This window comes from Phenylobacterium sp. SCN 70-31 (assembly GCF_001724605.1).
In the GTDB taxonomy this organism is placed as follows: domain Bacteria; phylum Pseudomonadota; class Alphaproteobacteria; order Caulobacterales; family Caulobacteraceae; genus Phenylobacterium.
Genome location: NZ_MEEX01000007.1, coordinates 99,899 through 115,636, shown reverse-complemented (window position 1 = coordinate 115,636; position 15,738 = coordinate 99,899). Strand labels below are relative to the sequence as shown.

Here is a 15,738-nt window from a genome sequence, read left to right as displayed (position 1 = left end):
TAGCATATCACCGAATAGATTTCCCCTTGCAACCCCAGAACGCTCGCGCAGAGGCCCGATCTCCAGCGCTTCGCGGATTGGAGGTGATATTTTAATCACTCAGGAGAGCGAAATGAGGATAATGACTCGTCGAGAGAGCCTGGCGGCAGGCGCGGCCGCTGCGACGGCGGCTGGTATCGGGAGTGCGGCGGCGGAGGCCGGCGACGCCCGTGCCGAAGTCGGCGCGCAAGTCCCATTCACCCGGGTTCAAGCTGCCGGTCGGGAGATTGCGGTCACCCGCCGCGGGAAAGGCCGCCCTGTTCTCTGTCTGCATGCCGCGGGTCATGGTGCGCGCGACTTCGAGCCACTCGCCGAACGCGTCGGCGACGCGTGCGAGATCATCGCCATCGACTTCCCGGGCCACGGACGCTCGCCGGCGGATGGCAAGCCGGTGCGTGTCGGGGGCTACGCGCAGGTCGTGACGGATGTGATAGACGCCCTGAAGCTCGACCGCCCGGTACTACTCGGAAACTCGCTGGGCGGGGGCGCCGCGATCGCGGTCGCCGCCCAGGCGCCGGAAAAGACTTCGGGGCTGGTGTTGTGCGACCCATCCGGGCTGATCCCTCCGACGCCAGCTACAGAGGCGGCGGTCAAGCCGATGATCGGCATGTTCAACCTCGGCGTGGCGGGCTCGCCCGAATTCGAGCCCGCGTTCGCCAATTACTATCGCAACGTCGTGCTGCCAGCCCCCGCCGCCGCGCCCCAGCGCGAACGTATCATCGCATCCGGCCGCGGCATCGCTCCGTTGCTCGCCGACGCCTGGACGGGCTTCCTGGAGCCGGCGTCCTATCTGGGCGAACTCGTCCCGAGCGTCACGACGCCGACCTGGCTGGCCTGGGCGCGCAACGACCGGCTCGTGGCCTGGGACTACTGCAAGGCGCAGGCGACGCGGCTTCCCAAGCACACGCTCGACTTCTTCGAAGGCGGCCACTCGCCCTTCCTCGAAGATCCGGACAACTTCACCGCAGGCCTGAAGAAATTCCTGGCCGATCTGGATTGAGCGAAGCGCGGCGCAGCCAGGGGCTGCGCCGCGCCCTGNAGCCAGGGGCTGCGCCGCGCCCTGCCGAACGACCAGTCTGCGCCCGGAGTTGCTCGAAATTGTCGCTCGGCGCCCCGAAGGCGATTGCATCCCACCAGTTGAGACAGTGGATGCGCGCGAACGAGCGCGAACGCTCGGATCAACGGCCTTGATATAATCATTGATGACATACTGAGCAGGTTCCGCCCAAAGCGCGGGCCTTCCACGCACAACTCCATGTCCGGCGCCTTTCCGATATATGCACCGTTGACATGACACGGTTCCCGGAGGAGCCTCCCAAAATAAGCGGCGATAATATTACACCGTCGTGTTGTGCTGACCTGCACGGGAGAAGTGAGATGATGTGTCGGGGGTTGAGGATGGCGCTCCTGCAAGGCGGCGCTTTGCTGGGCCTGACTGCGGGGATCGGCGCGGCCGGTCCGGTGTGGGCGGAAACGGCTGCGGCCGATGCGGTCGCGAGTTCGACAGGCTTGGAACTTGAAGGCCTTGTGGTGACCGCGCGTCGCCGGGAAGAGGCGCTGCTCGATACGCCGGTCACCGTCACGGCGGTGCAAGGGGAGCGTCTGCAGAATGCGGGGATCACGGAACTGCGCGACATCGTCGCGCTGATCCCCAACGCCGTGATCCAGGACAGCCCGGAAAGCTTCAACACATTCGTCAACATCCGCGGCATGCAGGTCGTGGACGTGCAGGCCGAACCCAACGTCGGCCTGTACCGCAACGGACTCTACATCGGTGGTCACCGGGCGAACCTCGGCGCCCAGGTGGACATCGCGCGGGTCGAGGTGCTCCGCGGCCCGCAGGGCGGCTTCTACGGCCGCAGCTCGGTCGGCGGCACGGTGGATATCGTCTACGCGACGCCGGGCCCCCTCTTCGGCGGCTACGCCAAGGCCATGGTCGGCTCCTACGACCACACCCGGATAGAGGGGGCGGTGAACCTGCCGCTCGGCGAGCGCAGCTCGCTCCGCCTGACGGGCTGGGCCTTCAACAAGGACAAGAGCGAACTCTACAACGAGACACTGGACGAGCACGTCGGAGCCTATACGGATCGTGGGGTGCGCATCGGCTATTCGCTGGATGTCACCGACCGCACGAACGTGCTCTGGACGTTCGAGAAACAGCACGGCACAGGGCCGTCGCTGAAGACCTACGCCCCTTTCGGGATCTCGAACTTCGGAGCCATCTCCACACCCGAAACACCGCAGCGGATCCGGCGCGACACGCGATCGGACGCCAACAAGGATCTTCTGTACCTCGCACAGGTGATCAAGCATGACTTCGGCGGCTCGGAGCTGACCCTGAACGCCAGCTATCGCCGCTACAAGTTCCGCGCGATCGCGGACTCGGACCAGACGGCCATCGGGCCCGAGGCGAACCCGGTGGCCCGCCAGACCGGCCTCGTCCGCGTCGAGGGCACCGAGGACTATTTCGTCGAGGGGCTGTGGGGCTCCAAAGGCGACCAGCCGTTCACCTGGCTCGCCGGCGTCTCCTACTTCGAGGAGGAGTTCAACTTCGCCCGCACCATCACCTCGCGACGGGCGACACCGAGTTTCGGGATTCAGACCGGCCTCGTCGGCTTTCCAAAGCTCGGCACCGCGGTGACTACCAAGACGCTCTCCGGCTTCGTCACGCTCGGGTACGACGTTTCCGACGCCCTGTCGCTGGAGGGCAGCCTCCGCTACTCGCGCGACAAGAAGGCGGTGAACTTCGCCCAGGGAGTCCTCCCCTCCGGCACCGGCAACGCGGCGCTCGACGCCTACTTCGGCACGATCCTGGGCGCGCCCTACCCTACCTATCAGTTCAACGCCTCCAGTCGCTTCAACAACTGGTCGCCGAGCTTCACGGCACGGTACAAGTTCAGCCCGGATATGACGGGCTACGTCACCTATTCCACGGGCTTCCGGCCTGGCGCCTTCAATCTGTCGCCGACCACGGTCGACACCATCCCCTATGGCCAGGAGACGGCGAAGAACTACGAGGCCGGCCTGAAGGGTCGGTTCCTCGACGGGCGTCTGCAGGCGAGCGTGGCCGCCTTCTACATGCGCCAGCAGGATCTGCTGCTCGCCCAGACCACGTCCCTGGGCGGCGTCGACCGCACGTATCTTTCCAACATCGGCACCGGAGACACCTACGGCGTCGAACTGGAGGTGGACGCGCGCCCGACCGACTGGCTGCGGATTTCCGCAGGGCTCGGCTGGCTCGACCCGCACTTCGACAACGCCGTGTCGAACCCTGGCCGTCCCACGGAACAGGACCTCAGCGGCAAGCTGATGCCCTATACGCGCCGCTGGACCGGCAACCTGTTCGCCGAGGTCAAGCAGCCGGTTTCCGACCAGATCGACTTCGTCGCGACCGCGTCGCTGCGCTTCGAGAAGGGCGGCGTGCTCGGCGACTACTACGTGCTCGACCCCTATGAGACGATGCACAAGATCGACCTTTCGGCGGGCGTGCTGGTGAACGGTCGGACGCGCGTCACAGCGTTCGTCAACAACCTCGCCGACGAGCACATCTCGCTGTTCTGGTACTACAATCGCGGCACCAACACCTCTGAAGGCCGAACCTACGGCGTAGACATCACCCATCGCTTCTGACGAAGCGCCCACAGCTGAGCGGGTCTTCCTGAGCCCTCCGCGATCTCGCGGAGGGCTTTCCGCGAGCCGCCTCCGCACATGGTCGGCGATCGCATTCGAGCTGCCACGGGAGAAGACGGATGCCGGAGGGTGAAACGGCGATCCGCAATGGGATCCGCCATTGGTCCCCGTCCTAGCCGGCGCTGGCCGAGGCCGCCGGCGCGGACGAGACCACCTTCAAAGTCCCGAACACCTCCTCGTGAGCGCTCCGCCTCACACCGACGCGAACCAGGCGCGGACATCCTCGATCCCGACCTCCCGGGAGAGCAGCAGGGCCAAGGCGATCCTGGCCTTACGCGCGTCGAGCAGGCCGGCGGGGATCAGCCCACGCGCGAGCAGGTCCATTTCCGCACCGGAATAGCCGTACGAGCTCCGGAGCGTCTCGCCGCCCCCCGTGCGCGACGCGAAGACGAGGGGGATCCGGCCGGCGATCTCGCCGAAGACGCCCGCCAGGCGGCCGGGAGCGTGGCCGCCGCCGGAGAGTTCGAGGACGACGCCATCCGCCCCGGCGGCGGCGGCGTAGACCCAGTCCGGCTCGGTGTCGGCGTTCACCGACAGGACATGGGTCCGCGGATCGGCGGGACCGAAGGCCAGGGCCGGCCATTGCAAGGCGGGCCGCATCACGAGCCTCACCCTGTCCTCGACGACCCAGCCTATCGGACCCAGCGGCGCCGACGAAAAGGCCGCCGGCCTGAACGCATGCGTCTTGCGCACGAACGGCGCAGCGTGGATCTCGTCGCCGAAGACGACCAGGGCCCCCAGGCCTCGCGCCTGCGGCTCGAGCGCCACCCGAATGGCCGCGGAGAGGTTCCCCGGACCATCGGCGCCCACCGCGTCCGCCGCCCGCATGGCGCCCGTCAACACCACCGGCGGACCGTCGGCGGCCAACAGATGCAGCGCAAAGGCCGTCTCCTCCAGCGTGTCGGTGCCGTGGGCGATCACCACGGGGTCGCCGTCGGCGGCCGCCTCGCAGACAGCCGCATCGAGTTGGCGGAGGGCGGCGAGACCGATGCCGGAGCTCGGCAGGGCGAACAGGTCGCGCACCTCCACGCGCGCCTCCCCCAAGCCGCCGGAGGGCAGCAGGTCCCGCCCGGCCAGAGCGATCTCCACGCCCCCGCCCCCGCCCCCGCCCCCGCCGGCGCCGGCCATGGCTATGGTGCCACCCGTCGAGAGCAGAACGATGCGAGGCATGCCAGTCCGTTTCCTCTGGGATCGCCGAGAGCTCAGTCCGTGACCTCCAGCGCCGCAGCCAACTGTCCGCACAGTTCGCCGATCTGGTCCTCGGAGATGATGAGCGGCGGCGACAGGGCGACGATGTCGCCCGTGATACGGATCAGGACGCCTGCGTCGAAGGCGCGCCGGAAGACGTCCATGGCGCGGGCTCCCGGGGCGCCGTCCCTCGACGCCAGCTCGATCCCCGCCACCAGGCCGAGGTTGCGGATGTCGATCACGTGGCGGGCGCGCCGCAACCCGTGGACGGCCTCCTCCCAGATCGGCTCAAGGGCCTTGGCGCGGCCAAACAGGTCCTCCCGCGCATAGAGATCGAGGGTGGCGAGGCCAGCGGCGCAGGCCAGAGGATGCGCGCTGTAGGTGTAGCCGTGGAACAGCTCGATGCCAGGCGCGGCGGCCTCCACGATGGTGTCGTGGATGTCGCGGCGCACCGCGACGGCCCCCATGGGCGCAGCCGCATTGGTGAGGCCCTTGGCCATGCAGATCAGGTCTGGCGTCACCCCGAAGCGGGCGGCGGCGGTCGGCGCGCCCAGCCGCCCGAAGGCCGTGATCACCTCGTCGAAGATCAGCAGCACGCCATGCCGCGTGCAGATCTCCCGCAGCCGCTCAAGATAGCCCAGCGGCGGCACGAGGACGCCCGTCGAACCGGCCAACGGTTCGACGATCACCGCCGCGACGGTGTCGGCTCCGTGGAGGGCGATGAGCCGCTCGAGATCCTCGGCGCGATCCTGGCCGAAGCGGGGCTGGCCCCGGACGAACGGATGTTCAGGGTCGTGGGTCGACCGAAGATGGTCGACGCCCGGCAACAGCGGGCCATAGGGGCGGCGGTTTGCGCCGATGCCGCCGACCGAGACGCCGCCGAAGCCGACGCCGTGATAGCCGCGTTCACGGCCGATCAGCCGGGTGCGCCCGCCGTCGCCGCGGGCCCGATGATAGGCCAGCGCGATCTTCAGGGCGGTGTCGACCGATTCCGAGCCCGAGTTGGTGAAGAAGATGCGGTCCAGGGGACGGGGCATGAGCTCGGCCAGACGCTCGGCCAACTCGAAGGCCAGCGGGTGGCCGACTTGGAAGGACGGCAGGAAATCGGCCTCAGCGGCCTGGCGCTGGATCGCATCGACGATCGAAGACCGGCAGTGACCCGCGTTGACGCACCACAATCCGGCGACGCCATCCAGGACGGCCCGCCCCTCCGGCGTGAAGTAGTGCATGTCACGAGCGGCCGACAGCATCCGCGGCTGCGCCCGAAACGCGCGCGTGTTGGTGAACGGCATCCAGAACGCCGCGTTCGCGTCGGGCGTGTTCGACATGGCATCCCTCGAAGATATGATCGTTGATCATATTAGGGACGTCGCGACGCACGTCAATTGACGCTGAATCCATACCGCGAGCCCTCGACAAAGGCCGCCCTTCATGTACACATTGATCATATAATGGATCGCCCTCGAAACACCCGGTGACGCCCCTCCCGACTCCCTGCGCGCGGACCGCCGTGTCCGACCTGCCGGCCTCCCAGGTCCGAGAGCTGGCCAACGCAGGCTTCGGCCGCGGCGACGTCGAACGCTTCTGGTTCGGCGAGGGACATCTGCCGACACCGGCCTTCATTCGCGCTGCGGCGATCGCGGCCCTGGAAGCCGGCGACACGTTCTACGAGCACAACAATGGTCGAGCCGCGCTGCGGCGCGCCATTGCGACCTATCTGCAGGCGCGGCACGTTCGCCACTTCGAACCGGACCGGGTCACGGTTTGCAGCTCGGGCGTATCGGCGCTGGCGCTCGCCATGCAGGCCGTCCTCGATCCCGGCGACCGCGCGGTGGTGGTCACCCCCGTCTGGCCGAACCTGACGGGAATCCCGGCCTTGCTCGGCGCGCAGGTGGTGCGCGCGCCCCTCACGCCGGCCGATGGGCGCTGGCGCCTCGATCTGGACCGACTGCTCGAGACGGCGACTCCCGAGACCCGGCTTCTGGTCATCAACTCGCCCAACAACCCCACCGGATGGATGCTGCCGGAGGAGGACCGCGCGCCGATCCTCGAGCATTGCCGACGCCACGGGATCTGGCTCTTGGTCGACGATGTCTACGAGAGACTTGTGTTCGATCCCGCCCTGGACACAGCCCCCTCGTTCCTCGCGCTCGCGGAGCCGGAGGACCGCCTGCTCGGCGCGAACAGCTTCTCGAAGACCTGGTCCATGACCGGCTGGCGGCTCGGGTGGCTGGTCGCGCCACCGCAGTTGGAGGTGGATCTCGGGAAGCTCGTCGAGCTCAGCACCTCGTGTGCGCCGGGGTTCGTCCAGGCGGCCGGGATCGCCGCGCTCGAACGGGGCGAGCCCGACGTTCAGGAGTTGCGCCACGCGCTCACCGCGCGCCGGAACGAGCTGCTGCCGGAACTGCGTCGCCTGCCCGGCGTCGAGGCGCCGACGCCGCAGGGCGCCATGTACGCCTTCTTCCGCCTGGCCGGGCACCCCGACTCCGTAGAACTCGCGAGGCGGCTCGCGGCGGAGGCGGGGCTGGGGCTCGCGCCCGGCGCCGCCTTCGGTCCGGAAGGCGAGGGTTGGTTGCGATGGTGCCTGGCGGCGGCGCCCGAGCGCCTGAGCAGCGGCCTCGGGCGGCTGGCGCGCTGGCTGGAAACGCACGGCTAGCGCCACGGGAGCAAGCAGATGCCAGAACGCCATATCACCGCGCGCGTGACGGTCACCGATCCGGAGGCCTGCGCCGCCCGTGCCTGGGCGGCGACCGACGCCATCGACGCGGCCGGGGGACGCGTGCTGGCTCGCGGCGAGCGCCCGGCGGAACTCGAAGGTCCGGGGCGACCCCGTAACACCGCGATCGGAGTCTACTCCCTCGATCACACCCTCGTCTGTCGGCGTCCGCACGACCACCCGGCCGCGCGCCGTCTGAGGGACAGCGCCGCCGTCATCGACCTCTACGCCGCCCAGGGCGTCGAATAGCTTTTCCACCAGCGCGGCCCTGCCGCCACACCGAGGCCCCATGGCATCCGAACTCTCCCACGTCGCCGCCAATGTCCTGCCCGTCAATCCCATCGCCGGCCGGGACACCCCACGCCCCATCGAGGAGCGCCTCGCGCGTTACAACTGTCCGGGCGCGGCGATCTGCGTGATCCGTGGCGGCGAGGTGGCCGACGCTGGCGGCTTCGGGGAAGCCGAGGCTGGCCGGCGGATGGAGGCCGACACCGTCTTCGCAGGCGCCTCCATCAGCAAGCCCATAGCGGCGGTGCTGGCGATGCAGCTCGTGGAAGAGGGCCGCGTCGGCCTCGACCAGCCGGTCAACGAAGTGCTGCAGGCATGGCGCGTGCCCGAGAACGCCTACACCGACGCCGTGCCCGTGACCCTGCGCCACCTGCTGTCTCATACGGCGGGGCTGACGGTCCACGGCTTCGGCGATTTCCCCGGCTCCCGCGGGCCGACGCCCCTGGAGACCCTTACGGGGAGGCCGCCAGCTGCGAACCCGCCGGTGGTGGTCGACAAGACGCCCGGCGGCAGCGTCCGATACTCCGGCGGCGGCACGACCGCCGTTGAGCTCATGCTGGAGGAACTGACCGGCGAGCGCTTCGCAGACCTCGCGCGGCGGCGGATCTTCGACCCGCTCGGCATGCGCCGGACAACCTTCGGCCAACCGCTTCCCGAGGCGTTTCACGCCATCACCGCCGTCGGTCACGACGCCCTGGGCCGCCCCCTCCCCCGCCGTTTCACCTATACGCCGCAGTTGGCCGCCGGCGGCGTCTATACGTCGGCCCCAGACTATGCCCGCTTCATGGTCGAATGCCGCCGGGCCTGGCTCGGCGAGGACAACGTCCTGCTCGGACGCGAGGCCACCCGCGCCATGATGACCCGGCAGGGCTCCAGCCAGTTCGGCCTGGGCTGGGAACTGGTGGGCGGCGCGGCGATGCGCTTCGGGCACGGCGGATCGAACGACGGCTACCAGTGCAACGCCACCTGCTTCCTCGAGAGTGGTGATGGAGTCGTCGTGCTCACCAACGCCCTCCTGGGGATCATTCTCCACGCAGAGCTCCTCAACGCGGTGGCCGCCGCCTACGGCTGGCCCGACGTCGCGCCTCCGCGCAGGATCCGCGAGCTGCCTCCCGAGACACAGGCCCTCTACGTCGGCCGCTATCGTGTGGTCTCCGGCGTGTCGGCGCCCCACCTCGACATCTGGACCGAGGAGGGCAAGCTCTACAGCCGGATCGAAGGGCTGATCTTCCCCCCGCGCGAGATGTTCCTCGACCTGGAGAACGGCAGGTTCTTCGGCCAGCAGACGCCAGCGGAAACCGCCATCACGATGGGTCCGGACGGCCGGGCGCGCGACATCGTGGTCCTTGGCGAAGGCGACGTGGAGATCCTGCGCGCCGTCCGCGAGGACGCCGCGACCTGAGACGTCGGCATCGCTCGCGAGCCCGGCCCGTCGGCGTCAGCCGGGCTCCGCGAGACGATTGTAGCGCTGCAGGAGCGCGCGCACCTTGTCGACCGGGATGGCGTGGACAGTGAAGTCGTTGATGCCGGTCATCGTCTCGGCGGCGAACATGCTGTTGAGGATCGCCTCCTCGACGGCCTGGATCGTCGCCTCGTAGAACCGGCTCATGCCCGCCTCGCCCAGGAAGGCTGCGGTGACGAGCCCGTCGTGCTGCGCCATCGCCGCGTCGTTGCCCGTGGAAAAGGCGAGAAAGAGGTCACCGGATTCGTTGGAGGCGATCCCTCCCGTAGCGGAAATCCCGTAGGCGGCGCGACGGGCCATGCGGCGAAGCTGGTGCGGAGCCATCGGCGCGTCGGTGGCCACGATGCCGATGATGGAGCCGAATTCCGGCGGCGAGGTGTCGACGATCGGCAGTTCGAGCCCGACGGGCACGCCCGCGATCCGCAGCAGGTGTCGCTTGCCGAAATTCGACTGCACGAACGCGCCGACCCGGTAGGCGACCCCGTCGTATTCGACGACCCGGGACGCCGTGCCCGAGCCGGCCTTGAATTCGAAGCTGCGCATGCCGGCTCCGCCGCCGACGTTGCCCTCCTCGATCGGCCCGCTGGCGGCGCTCTCGAGCGCGGCGATCACATGCTCGGGGTGGACATGATGTCCGTTGATGTCGTTGAGCGGTCCGTCGTGCGTCTCCGCCGAGACAGGGAGGTAGAACGGTTGGTCCGTCTTCTCCCCCGGGACGTGATTGGCGAAGAGCCATCTGGCGGTGACGTCGCGGGCGAGGCCGCAGGAGTGGGTGTTGGTGATCGTGATCGGGCCGTCGAACCGGCCTCGCTCGTCGACGAACGCCGCGCCGCTCATCTCGCCGTTGCCACTCATACTGAAATAGCCGGCGTAGGCCCCAGCCTCGGGCCGGGCGCGGCCGCGGGGGAAGATGGCCGAGACGCCGGTGCGCACCGGCCCCTGCCCGACCACCAGCGGCCCATGACCGCGGATGAGCGTGCAATAGCCCACCTCGACGCCAGGTACGTCGGTGATGGCGTTCCACGGCCCGGGGGTTCCTACGAAAGGCACGCCGGCGCCCCGCGCGCGCAGCCTTCCGCTCGGCGTTCTGAGATGTTCGGGGGTCATGCGGCTTCTCCACGGATGGCCCGGAACCCGGCAAGGGCCTGGTCGAGCACGAAGTCGATGTCGGCTTCCGTCAACGCCGTCGACAACACGAAGAAGCCCGGCGCCCCCATCAGGACGCCATGGTTCAGCATGTGCCGGAAGAAGAGTTCGACCCGGGGCGCCAGGTTGGCGTTGGCCTGCCGAGCGCGCATGACATCCCGGTAGGTCTGGCCGGTCTCGGCCCCCTGGAACAGCCCGACGATAGACGCCTGCCCCCGCACATAGGCTTCGACGCCTGTGATGCTGACGATCTCGCGCAACCCGGCGCGGAGCCGATCCCCGAGGGCGCTCAGCCTGTCGAAGGCGGCACGGTCGAACAGGCGCATCGCCACGGCCCCCGCCGCCATCGTAAGAGGATTGGCGTTGTAGGTGCCTCCGTGAGCCAGCCGAGCGGGCCCGCCACGGGGATCGAACAGCGTCGTCATGATCTCCGCCGAGCCGCCGAGAGCGCCTACCGGCAGGCCGCCGCCGATGATCTTGCCGAGGGCGGTCAGGTCCGGAACGACCCCCACCGCACCCTGCGCGCCGTTGAAGCCCAGCCGGAGGCTGTAGACCTCGTCGAAGATCAGAAGCGCGCCAGCCGCGCGCGTCTCCTCCCGCAGCATCTCCAGGAATTCCGCCGAGGCCGCCTGGTAGCGGAGATACTTGACGAGCGGGTCGATGATCACCCCGGCCAACCGGCCGGCGTTCGCGCGAAGCCTGCGCCGCCCGCCCTCGACATCGTTCATATGCAGCACCAGGACGTCGGCGGCGGCGCCCGGGCCGATGCCGGACTCGGCGACAGCGCACGGCGCGTCGTCGGGCCCCCAGTCCGGCGCACCGGGGGTCGAGCTGACCGCCGCCGTCTCGCTGCTCCCGTGGTACGACCCCTCGATCTTGGCGATGAGCGGCCGACCCGTGTAGGCGCGGGCGGCGCGGATCGCCATCATCACACCCTCGGTGCCGGAGTTGGCGAACCGGATCTGTTCGACCCCCGGAAGGCGATCGCAGACGATCTCCGCCAGCTCGACCTCAGCCTCCGTCGGCATGGACACCGCGATCAACTGCTCGGCCTGCCGCGAGATCGCGGCGACGATCTCGGGATGGTTGTGCCCGTGGATCAACGACGAATAGTTGTTGATGCAGTCCAGCCGCGAGACCCCGTCCGCATCGATGATCCGCGCCCCTTCGCCGCGCACGGCGTAGAGGGGGTAAGGCTCGACATGAACCGTGTGGCGTGAGTTGCCGCCCGGCAAGGTCCGGAGCGCGCGCTGATGCAACGCCCAGGAGGCGGAACTTTCGTCGGGAAACAAGGCAACCTCCCGCCCAATATAGGCGATGCACATATTTCAATATGATCGGTGTATACATTTTACCCGGACGCCAGGCAAGCGTTCTCGCCCGCGGTGGGGCGGTGCGACGTCGGCCAACGACATTGCGAATTGGAGGCGCAGCCTAAACGCCGCGGATGACGCTCCGCGTCAGATCTTCCACGAAGCGTCGGCGCGCCGCCCGGGTCCCTTCCGGATTGGCGATCACCTCGCGCGTCAGGAGGTAGGCGACGCCGTACATGAAGGCCATGAAGCCGTAGGTGGGCTGGCAACGCCTGTGAGCAAGCTCGAGATCGTCAGGTGTGTAGACGTCTTCCCCCTGGACGATCTGCACCAGGATACGGAACCCCTCGTCCGACGCCCTCACGAAGTTCGGATTGATGCTCGGGTCGCGGATCTGACCGAAGGTGAGCCGGAGGATCTGCGGATGCCGGATGCCGAATTCGACCATGCTCTGCGCAGCCACGATCATGGCCTCCTCGCGCGGCAAGCGTCGCTTCAGCAGGCGTCGGCGCTCGCGGGTACGCCCCTCGAAGTACTTGGCCGCGATCTCCAGCAGCAGATAGTCGAGGCTCGGATAGTGGTTGTAGAAGTTGGCCGACGTGACGCCCACTTCGCGGCAGAGTCGCCGCGCGCTCACATCCTCCACATTCTCGGTTTGCAGGACACGTTCCGCGGCCGCCATCAACAGGGCCGGCACATTGCCCTTGTGATACGGCTTCGCCTCTTGGGCGACCGCGTTTCGGCCATCGGTTTCGGGCGGAGTCGACAAACTGAGAGACGCGGGTCCAGGGATCGGAATGTAAGCATCTATCAGATAATTCGACGCGCCGGACAAGCACCGTGGCGCGTCTTTCAGCCCTTGGGAAACTCGGGGAATGGCCAGGGCGCGGCAAGCTCCGCGATCCGCGCCAGTCGAAGCGCCAGATCGTCACGGTGGCGCCGAGCCACGATCTGCAACCCGACGGGAAGACCATCGGACGTGAAACCGGCCGGAATGGAGATCGACGGATTCCAGCAGGCGTTCGCAAGCATGCCGAACGGTTCCGCGCCGGTCTGCGAGGCGTCCCGCCCCTCGATCTCACGCGGCGGCGCGCCGTCCGCTGCATAGGGGCGGCACGAGGTCGACGGCGAGATCAGAAGGTCGTGCTCGCTGAAGAACGCCGCCACCTGCTGCTCGAGCCGATGCACCTCCTTCCACGACGCGCCGACATCGACGGGTTGGCGCCGCGCGCGGATCCGATCGATCACCCGCCTCACGCAGTCGGAGAGCATGTCGTAGCCGTCCGGCAGAATGCCGTCGCGGGTGAAGTCCTGCTCCAACGTCGCCCCGAAGATCGCCCCCCAGTGCGGGTAGATGTTCACCGGCCGGAAATCGGTGGTGACCTCCACCAGCTCGGCGGCGGCCACAAGTCGCTCGAAGGCCGCGCGGGCGATCGCCTCCACCTCGGCCTCGACCGGCGCATAGCCGTAGTCCGGCGACCACACTGCCTTCAGACCGCGCACATCCAGGGTCTCGATCACGTCCTCATACCTGTAGCCGACGGCCGGCAGCGACTGCCGGTCGCCGTCGTCGGGGCCGCCCGCCACATCCAGGTGACGCGCGGCGTCACGAACCGTCCGCGCGAGCGCGCCGTGCACCGACCAGTTCGAAAAGCCGTTTCCTTTCGGAATGCGGCCGTGGCTGGGCTTGAGACCCACGATGCCGACGAAGGCCGCCGGCTCGCGGATCGAACCGCCGGCATCCGTGCCCGTCGCCAGCGGGGTCAGCCCCGCCGCTACGGCCGCCGAAGAGCCGCCGCTGCTTCCGCCCGGGGTCACCGCCAGGTTCCACGGATTGCGGGTGACGCCCCAGAGACGGGTGTTGGTGGCCGAATCCATCCCGAATTCGGCGGAAGCGGTCATACCGATCATCACGGCGCCGGCCGCTCGAAGACGAGCCACGTGCCGCGAGTCCGCCACCTCCGGCGCAGCATCCCGCAGGAACCAGCTACCCTGCGTGATGGGGAACCCCTTGCACGCTTCCATATCCTTCACGCCCACCGGCACTCCCGCGAGAAGGCCGGGATCCTCGCCGCGCGCCACACGTCGATCGATCATCTCCGCCTCACGCAGAGCGCCCTCGGCATCCACGCGGATGAAGGCGTTCAACGCCGCATTGGATCGGGCGATCGCGTCCAGCGCTTCCTGCACGCGCGCAACGGCGCTGAGGTCTCCCCGACGGACGAGTTCGGCAGTCTCGGCGGCGTCTCGCATACCCGGCTCTCCACACTTGCTCGACGCAAATGTCGCGGCCCAGGCGCCGGAGTCAATAAAGTAATCATCGCTTATATTTTTCTGGCCGCCGCGGCGCGGCCCATCACGGCTCGCTTGCCAAACATATGATCGCCGCTAACATCCGATCGCTCAGGCAGACGGGGGCGGCAATGACGCGTGGCGACAGGCGGGAACCCGGCGCAGGGCTCACCACGACCCAGCTCGTGGCTTTCGGATTCCCCGCGATGACGCACGCGCTGATCGCATCGCCGGTCTACGCCATCCTGCCCACCTACTACGCCGCCAACACCAACGTCACCCTGGCCGAAATCGGCACCATCGCCGCGGCCAGCCGCATCATCGACGCCTTGAACGACCCGCTGATGGGCTATGTGTCCGATCGCTACGGGACACGTTTTGGCCACCGTAAACCCTGGATGATCGGCGCCATCGTCTTCTGCGCCCTCGCCGTGTTCCAACTGTTCTCACCCCCCAGCACGGCCACCTGGGTCTACTTCCTGGTCTGGTCCCAGGTCCTCTACACAGGCTTCACGATGTTCGAGGTTCCGCGGGCCGCGTGGGGCGCGGAGATCAGCCGGGACTACCAGGAGCGCACGAGGATCGGCGTCTACGTCGGCGGCTTCAACATCGCAGGCTCCCTGAGCTTCTATCTGCTGCCCATCGCCATGGGCCTTCTGATCGGGCGGTCTGAAATCGATGGCGGCACGCTCAGCGCGATCGCCTGGATCTACGTGATCGCCATGCCGATCGGCGTGCTGACCTCGATGGCGGTCGTCCCACGCGGCGACAGGGTGGAGCAGAAGCGGACGCGCTTCATCGACGTGCTGCGGACCATAGCGCGCTCGAGGCCAGCGCAGATCTTCTTCGGCATCACCATGCTCTGGGGGCTCGGCCAGGGCGTGGTGCTGAGTTGCTCGTTCATATTCTACACCCAGTACATGGGCCTCGGCTCATTCTATGCGCTGATCATGGGCGCCCTGTTCCTCACGGGGATCATCGCCTTGCCGGTTTGGTCGCGCATCCTTCAGCGCGTGGACCGCCATCGGGCCTGGGCCCTGTGCATCGGCCTGCCCGTCTTGCTCTCCCCGATCGTGCTGCTGCTGCCTCGGGGCGAAGCGGCGCTTATCCCCATCCTCTGCCTGGTCGTCGTGCGCGGCTTCCTGAGCTCGCCGGCCAACTTCCTGCCCGGCGCCGTCCTGAGCGATGTGATCGACTACGACACGCTCAAGAGTGGTGGCAACAAGGCCGGAAACCTGTTCGCGTTCCAGATGCTGCTGATCAAGATCGCAATAGCCACAGGCGGCGCGATCGCCTTCAACCTGCTGGACCTGGCCGACTACAACGTCGGAGGTGAAAACACCCCGGCCGCCACCACCGGCCTGCTCCTCACCTACATGGGCATACCCGCCGTCTTCCATCTGTCGATGGCGGTGTTGGCCTGGCGCTTCCCGATCGACCGTCGGCGGCAGGGCGTCATCCAGCGACGCCTGCAGCAACGCGCGGCCCGCGGCGCGCAGGAAGCGATCGCCCAGGGATGATTCACCCCGCCATCGATACGCAAGCCGCCCTTGCCACTTGACCCGAAAATGTGATCGCTGATTATATTTCGACCGTGCCCACCG

Annotated in this window: 12 protein-coding genes; 6 read left to right on the top strand and 6 right to left on the bottom strand. The window is 68.0% G+C overall.

Annotation, left to right across the window (positions count from 1 at the left end; translation table 11 throughout):
- The first annotated feature begins 121 nt into the window (after positions 1–121).
- Together ABS78_RS07180 and ABS78_RS07175 are read left to right on the top strand one after the other, a co-directional pair.
- Positions 122–1,039, top strand: a complete 918-nt coding sequence (locus ABS78_RS07180) for an alpha/beta hydrolase (RefSeq protein ID WP_293376504.1) — start codon at positions 122–124, stop codon at positions 1,037–1,039.
- A 398-nt stretch (positions 1,040–1,437) separates the two neighbouring features.
- On the top strand, positions 1,438–3,669 hold the full coding sequence (locus tag ABS78_RS07175) for a TonB-dependent receptor (protein ID WP_293376502.1): 2,232 nt from the start codon (positions 1,438–1,440) through the stop codon (positions 3,667–3,669).
- Between the two features lie 252 nt (positions 3,670–3,921).
- On the opposite strand, the gene ABS78_RS07170 is transcribed toward ABS78_RS07175, so the two are convergent.
- Both ABS78_RS07170 and ABS78_RS07165 read right to left on the bottom strand, forming a co-directional pair.
- The gene (locus ABS78_RS07170; RefSeq protein WP_293376500.1) at positions 3,922–4,899 is read right to left on the bottom strand and encodes an asparaginase; all 978 of its coding nucleotides are present in this window, start codon (positions 4,897–4,899) and stop codon (positions 3,922–3,924) included.
- Between the two features lie 32 nt (positions 4,900–4,931).
- Positions 4,932–6,245 (bottom strand): aspartate aminotransferase family protein, encoded by a 1,314-nt coding sequence (locus ABS78_RS07165; RefSeq protein WP_293376498.1) that lies wholly within the window; start codon positions 6,243–6,245, stop codon positions 4,932–4,934.
- A gap of 146 nt (positions 6,246–6,391) precedes the next feature.
- Between ABS78_RS07165 and ABS78_RS07160 the strand changes: the two genes are divergently transcribed.
- Genes ABS78_RS07160 through ABS78_RS07150 form a run of 3 tightly spaced genes read left to right on the top strand, consistent with a single transcriptional unit; the run spans position 6,392 to position 9,323 of the window.
- The gene (locus ABS78_RS07160; RefSeq protein WP_293376496.1) at positions 6,392–7,573 is read left to right on the top strand and encodes a pyridoxal phosphate-dependent aminotransferase; all 1,182 of its coding nucleotides are present in this window, start codon (positions 6,392–6,394) and stop codon (positions 7,571–7,573) included.
- 18 nt (positions 7,574–7,591) lie between these two features.
- The gene (locus tag ABS78_RS07155; RefSeq protein WP_293376494.1) at positions 7,592–7,882 is read left to right on the top strand and encodes a DUF1330 domain-containing protein; all 291 of its coding nucleotides are present in this window, start codon (positions 7,592–7,594) and stop codon (positions 7,880–7,882) included.
- Positions 7,883–7,922: 40 nt separating this feature from the next.
- Positions 7,923–9,323, top strand: coding sequence for a serine hydrolase domain-containing protein (locus ABS78_RS07150; protein ID WP_293376492.1), 1,401 nt, complete (start codon positions 7,923–7,925; stop codon positions 9,321–9,323).
- Positions 9,324–9,359: 36 nt separating this feature from the next.
- On the opposite strand, the gene ABS78_RS07145 is transcribed toward ABS78_RS07150, so the two are convergent.
- The 4 genes from ABS78_RS07145 to ABS78_RS07130 form a co-directional block, all read right to left on the bottom strand.
- Positions 9,360–10,490, bottom strand: a complete 1,131-nt coding sequence (locus tag ABS78_RS07145) for a P1 family peptidase (protein ID WP_293376490.1) — start codon at positions 10,488–10,490, stop codon at positions 9,360–9,362.
- Complete coding sequence (locus tag ABS78_RS07140) at positions 10,487–11,821, bottom strand: aspartate aminotransferase family protein (RefSeq protein ID WP_293376488.1); 1,335 nt, start codon at positions 11,819–11,821, stop codon at positions 10,487–10,489. Before ABS78_RS07140 ends, ABS78_RS07145 begins: the two co-directional genes overlap by 4 nt.
- Positions 11,822–11,963: 142 nt before the next feature.
- Positions 11,964–12,539 carry a TetR/AcrR family transcriptional regulator gene (locus ABS78_RS07135; RefSeq protein ID WP_293376486.1) on the bottom strand — a complete coding sequence of 192 codons (576 nt, stop codon included), beginning with the start codon at positions 12,537–12,539 and terminating at the stop codon, positions 11,964–11,966.
- A gap of 155 nt (positions 12,540–12,694) precedes the next feature.
- Positions 12,695–14,095 (bottom strand): amidase family protein, encoded by a 1,401-nt coding sequence (locus tag ABS78_RS07130; protein WP_293376484.1) that lies wholly within the window; start codon positions 14,093–14,095, stop codon positions 12,695–12,697.
- A gap of 125 nt (positions 14,096–14,220) precedes the next feature.
- Here ABS78_RS07130 and ABS78_RS07125 point away from each other — a divergent pair, with 125 nt between their 5' ends.
- Entirely contained in the window at positions 14,221–15,654 is a 1,434-nt protein-coding gene (locus ABS78_RS07125; RefSeq protein WP_363082822.1) for an MFS transporter, read from the top strand.
- Positions 15,655–15,738 lie beyond the last annotated feature (84 nt).

Bases quoted from the DNA above. Each gene is read 5' to 3' on its own strand.
- ABS78_RS07155 (WP_293376494.1), top strand. From the start codon at position 7,592: ATGCCAGAACGCCATATCACCGCGCGCGTGACGGTCACCGATCCGGAG.
- ABS78_RS07180 (WP_293376504.1), top strand. From the start codon at position 122: ATGACTCGTCGAGAGAGCCTGGCGGCAGGCGCGGCCGCTGCGACGGCG.
- ABS78_RS07150 (WP_293376492.1), top strand. From the start codon at position 7,923: ATGGCATCCGAACTCTCCCACGTCGCCGCCAATGTCCTGCCCGTCAAT.
- ABS78_RS07165 (WP_293376498.1), bottom strand. From the start codon at position 6,245: ATGTCGAACACGCCCGACGCGAACGCGGCGTTCTGGATGCCGTTCACC.
- ABS78_RS07145 (WP_293376490.1), bottom strand. From the start codon at position 10,490: ATGACCCCCGAACATCTCAGAACGCCGAGCGGAAGGCTGCGCGCGCGG.
- ABS78_RS07175 (WP_293376502.1), top strand. From the start codon at position 1,438: ATGGCGCTCCTGCAAGGCGGCGCTTTGCTGGGCCTGACTGCGGGGATC.
- ABS78_RS07170 (WP_293376500.1), bottom strand. From the start codon at position 4,899: ATGCCTCGCATCGTTCTGCTCTCGACGGGTGGCACCATAGCCATGGCC.
- ABS78_RS07125 (WP_363082822.1), top strand. From the start codon at position 14,221: ATGATCGCCGCTAACATCCGATCGCTCAGGCAGACGGGGGCGGCAATG.
- ABS78_RS07130 (WP_293376484.1), bottom strand. From the start codon at position 14,095: ATGCGAGACGCCGCCGAGACTGCCGAACTCGTCCGTCGGGGAGACCTC.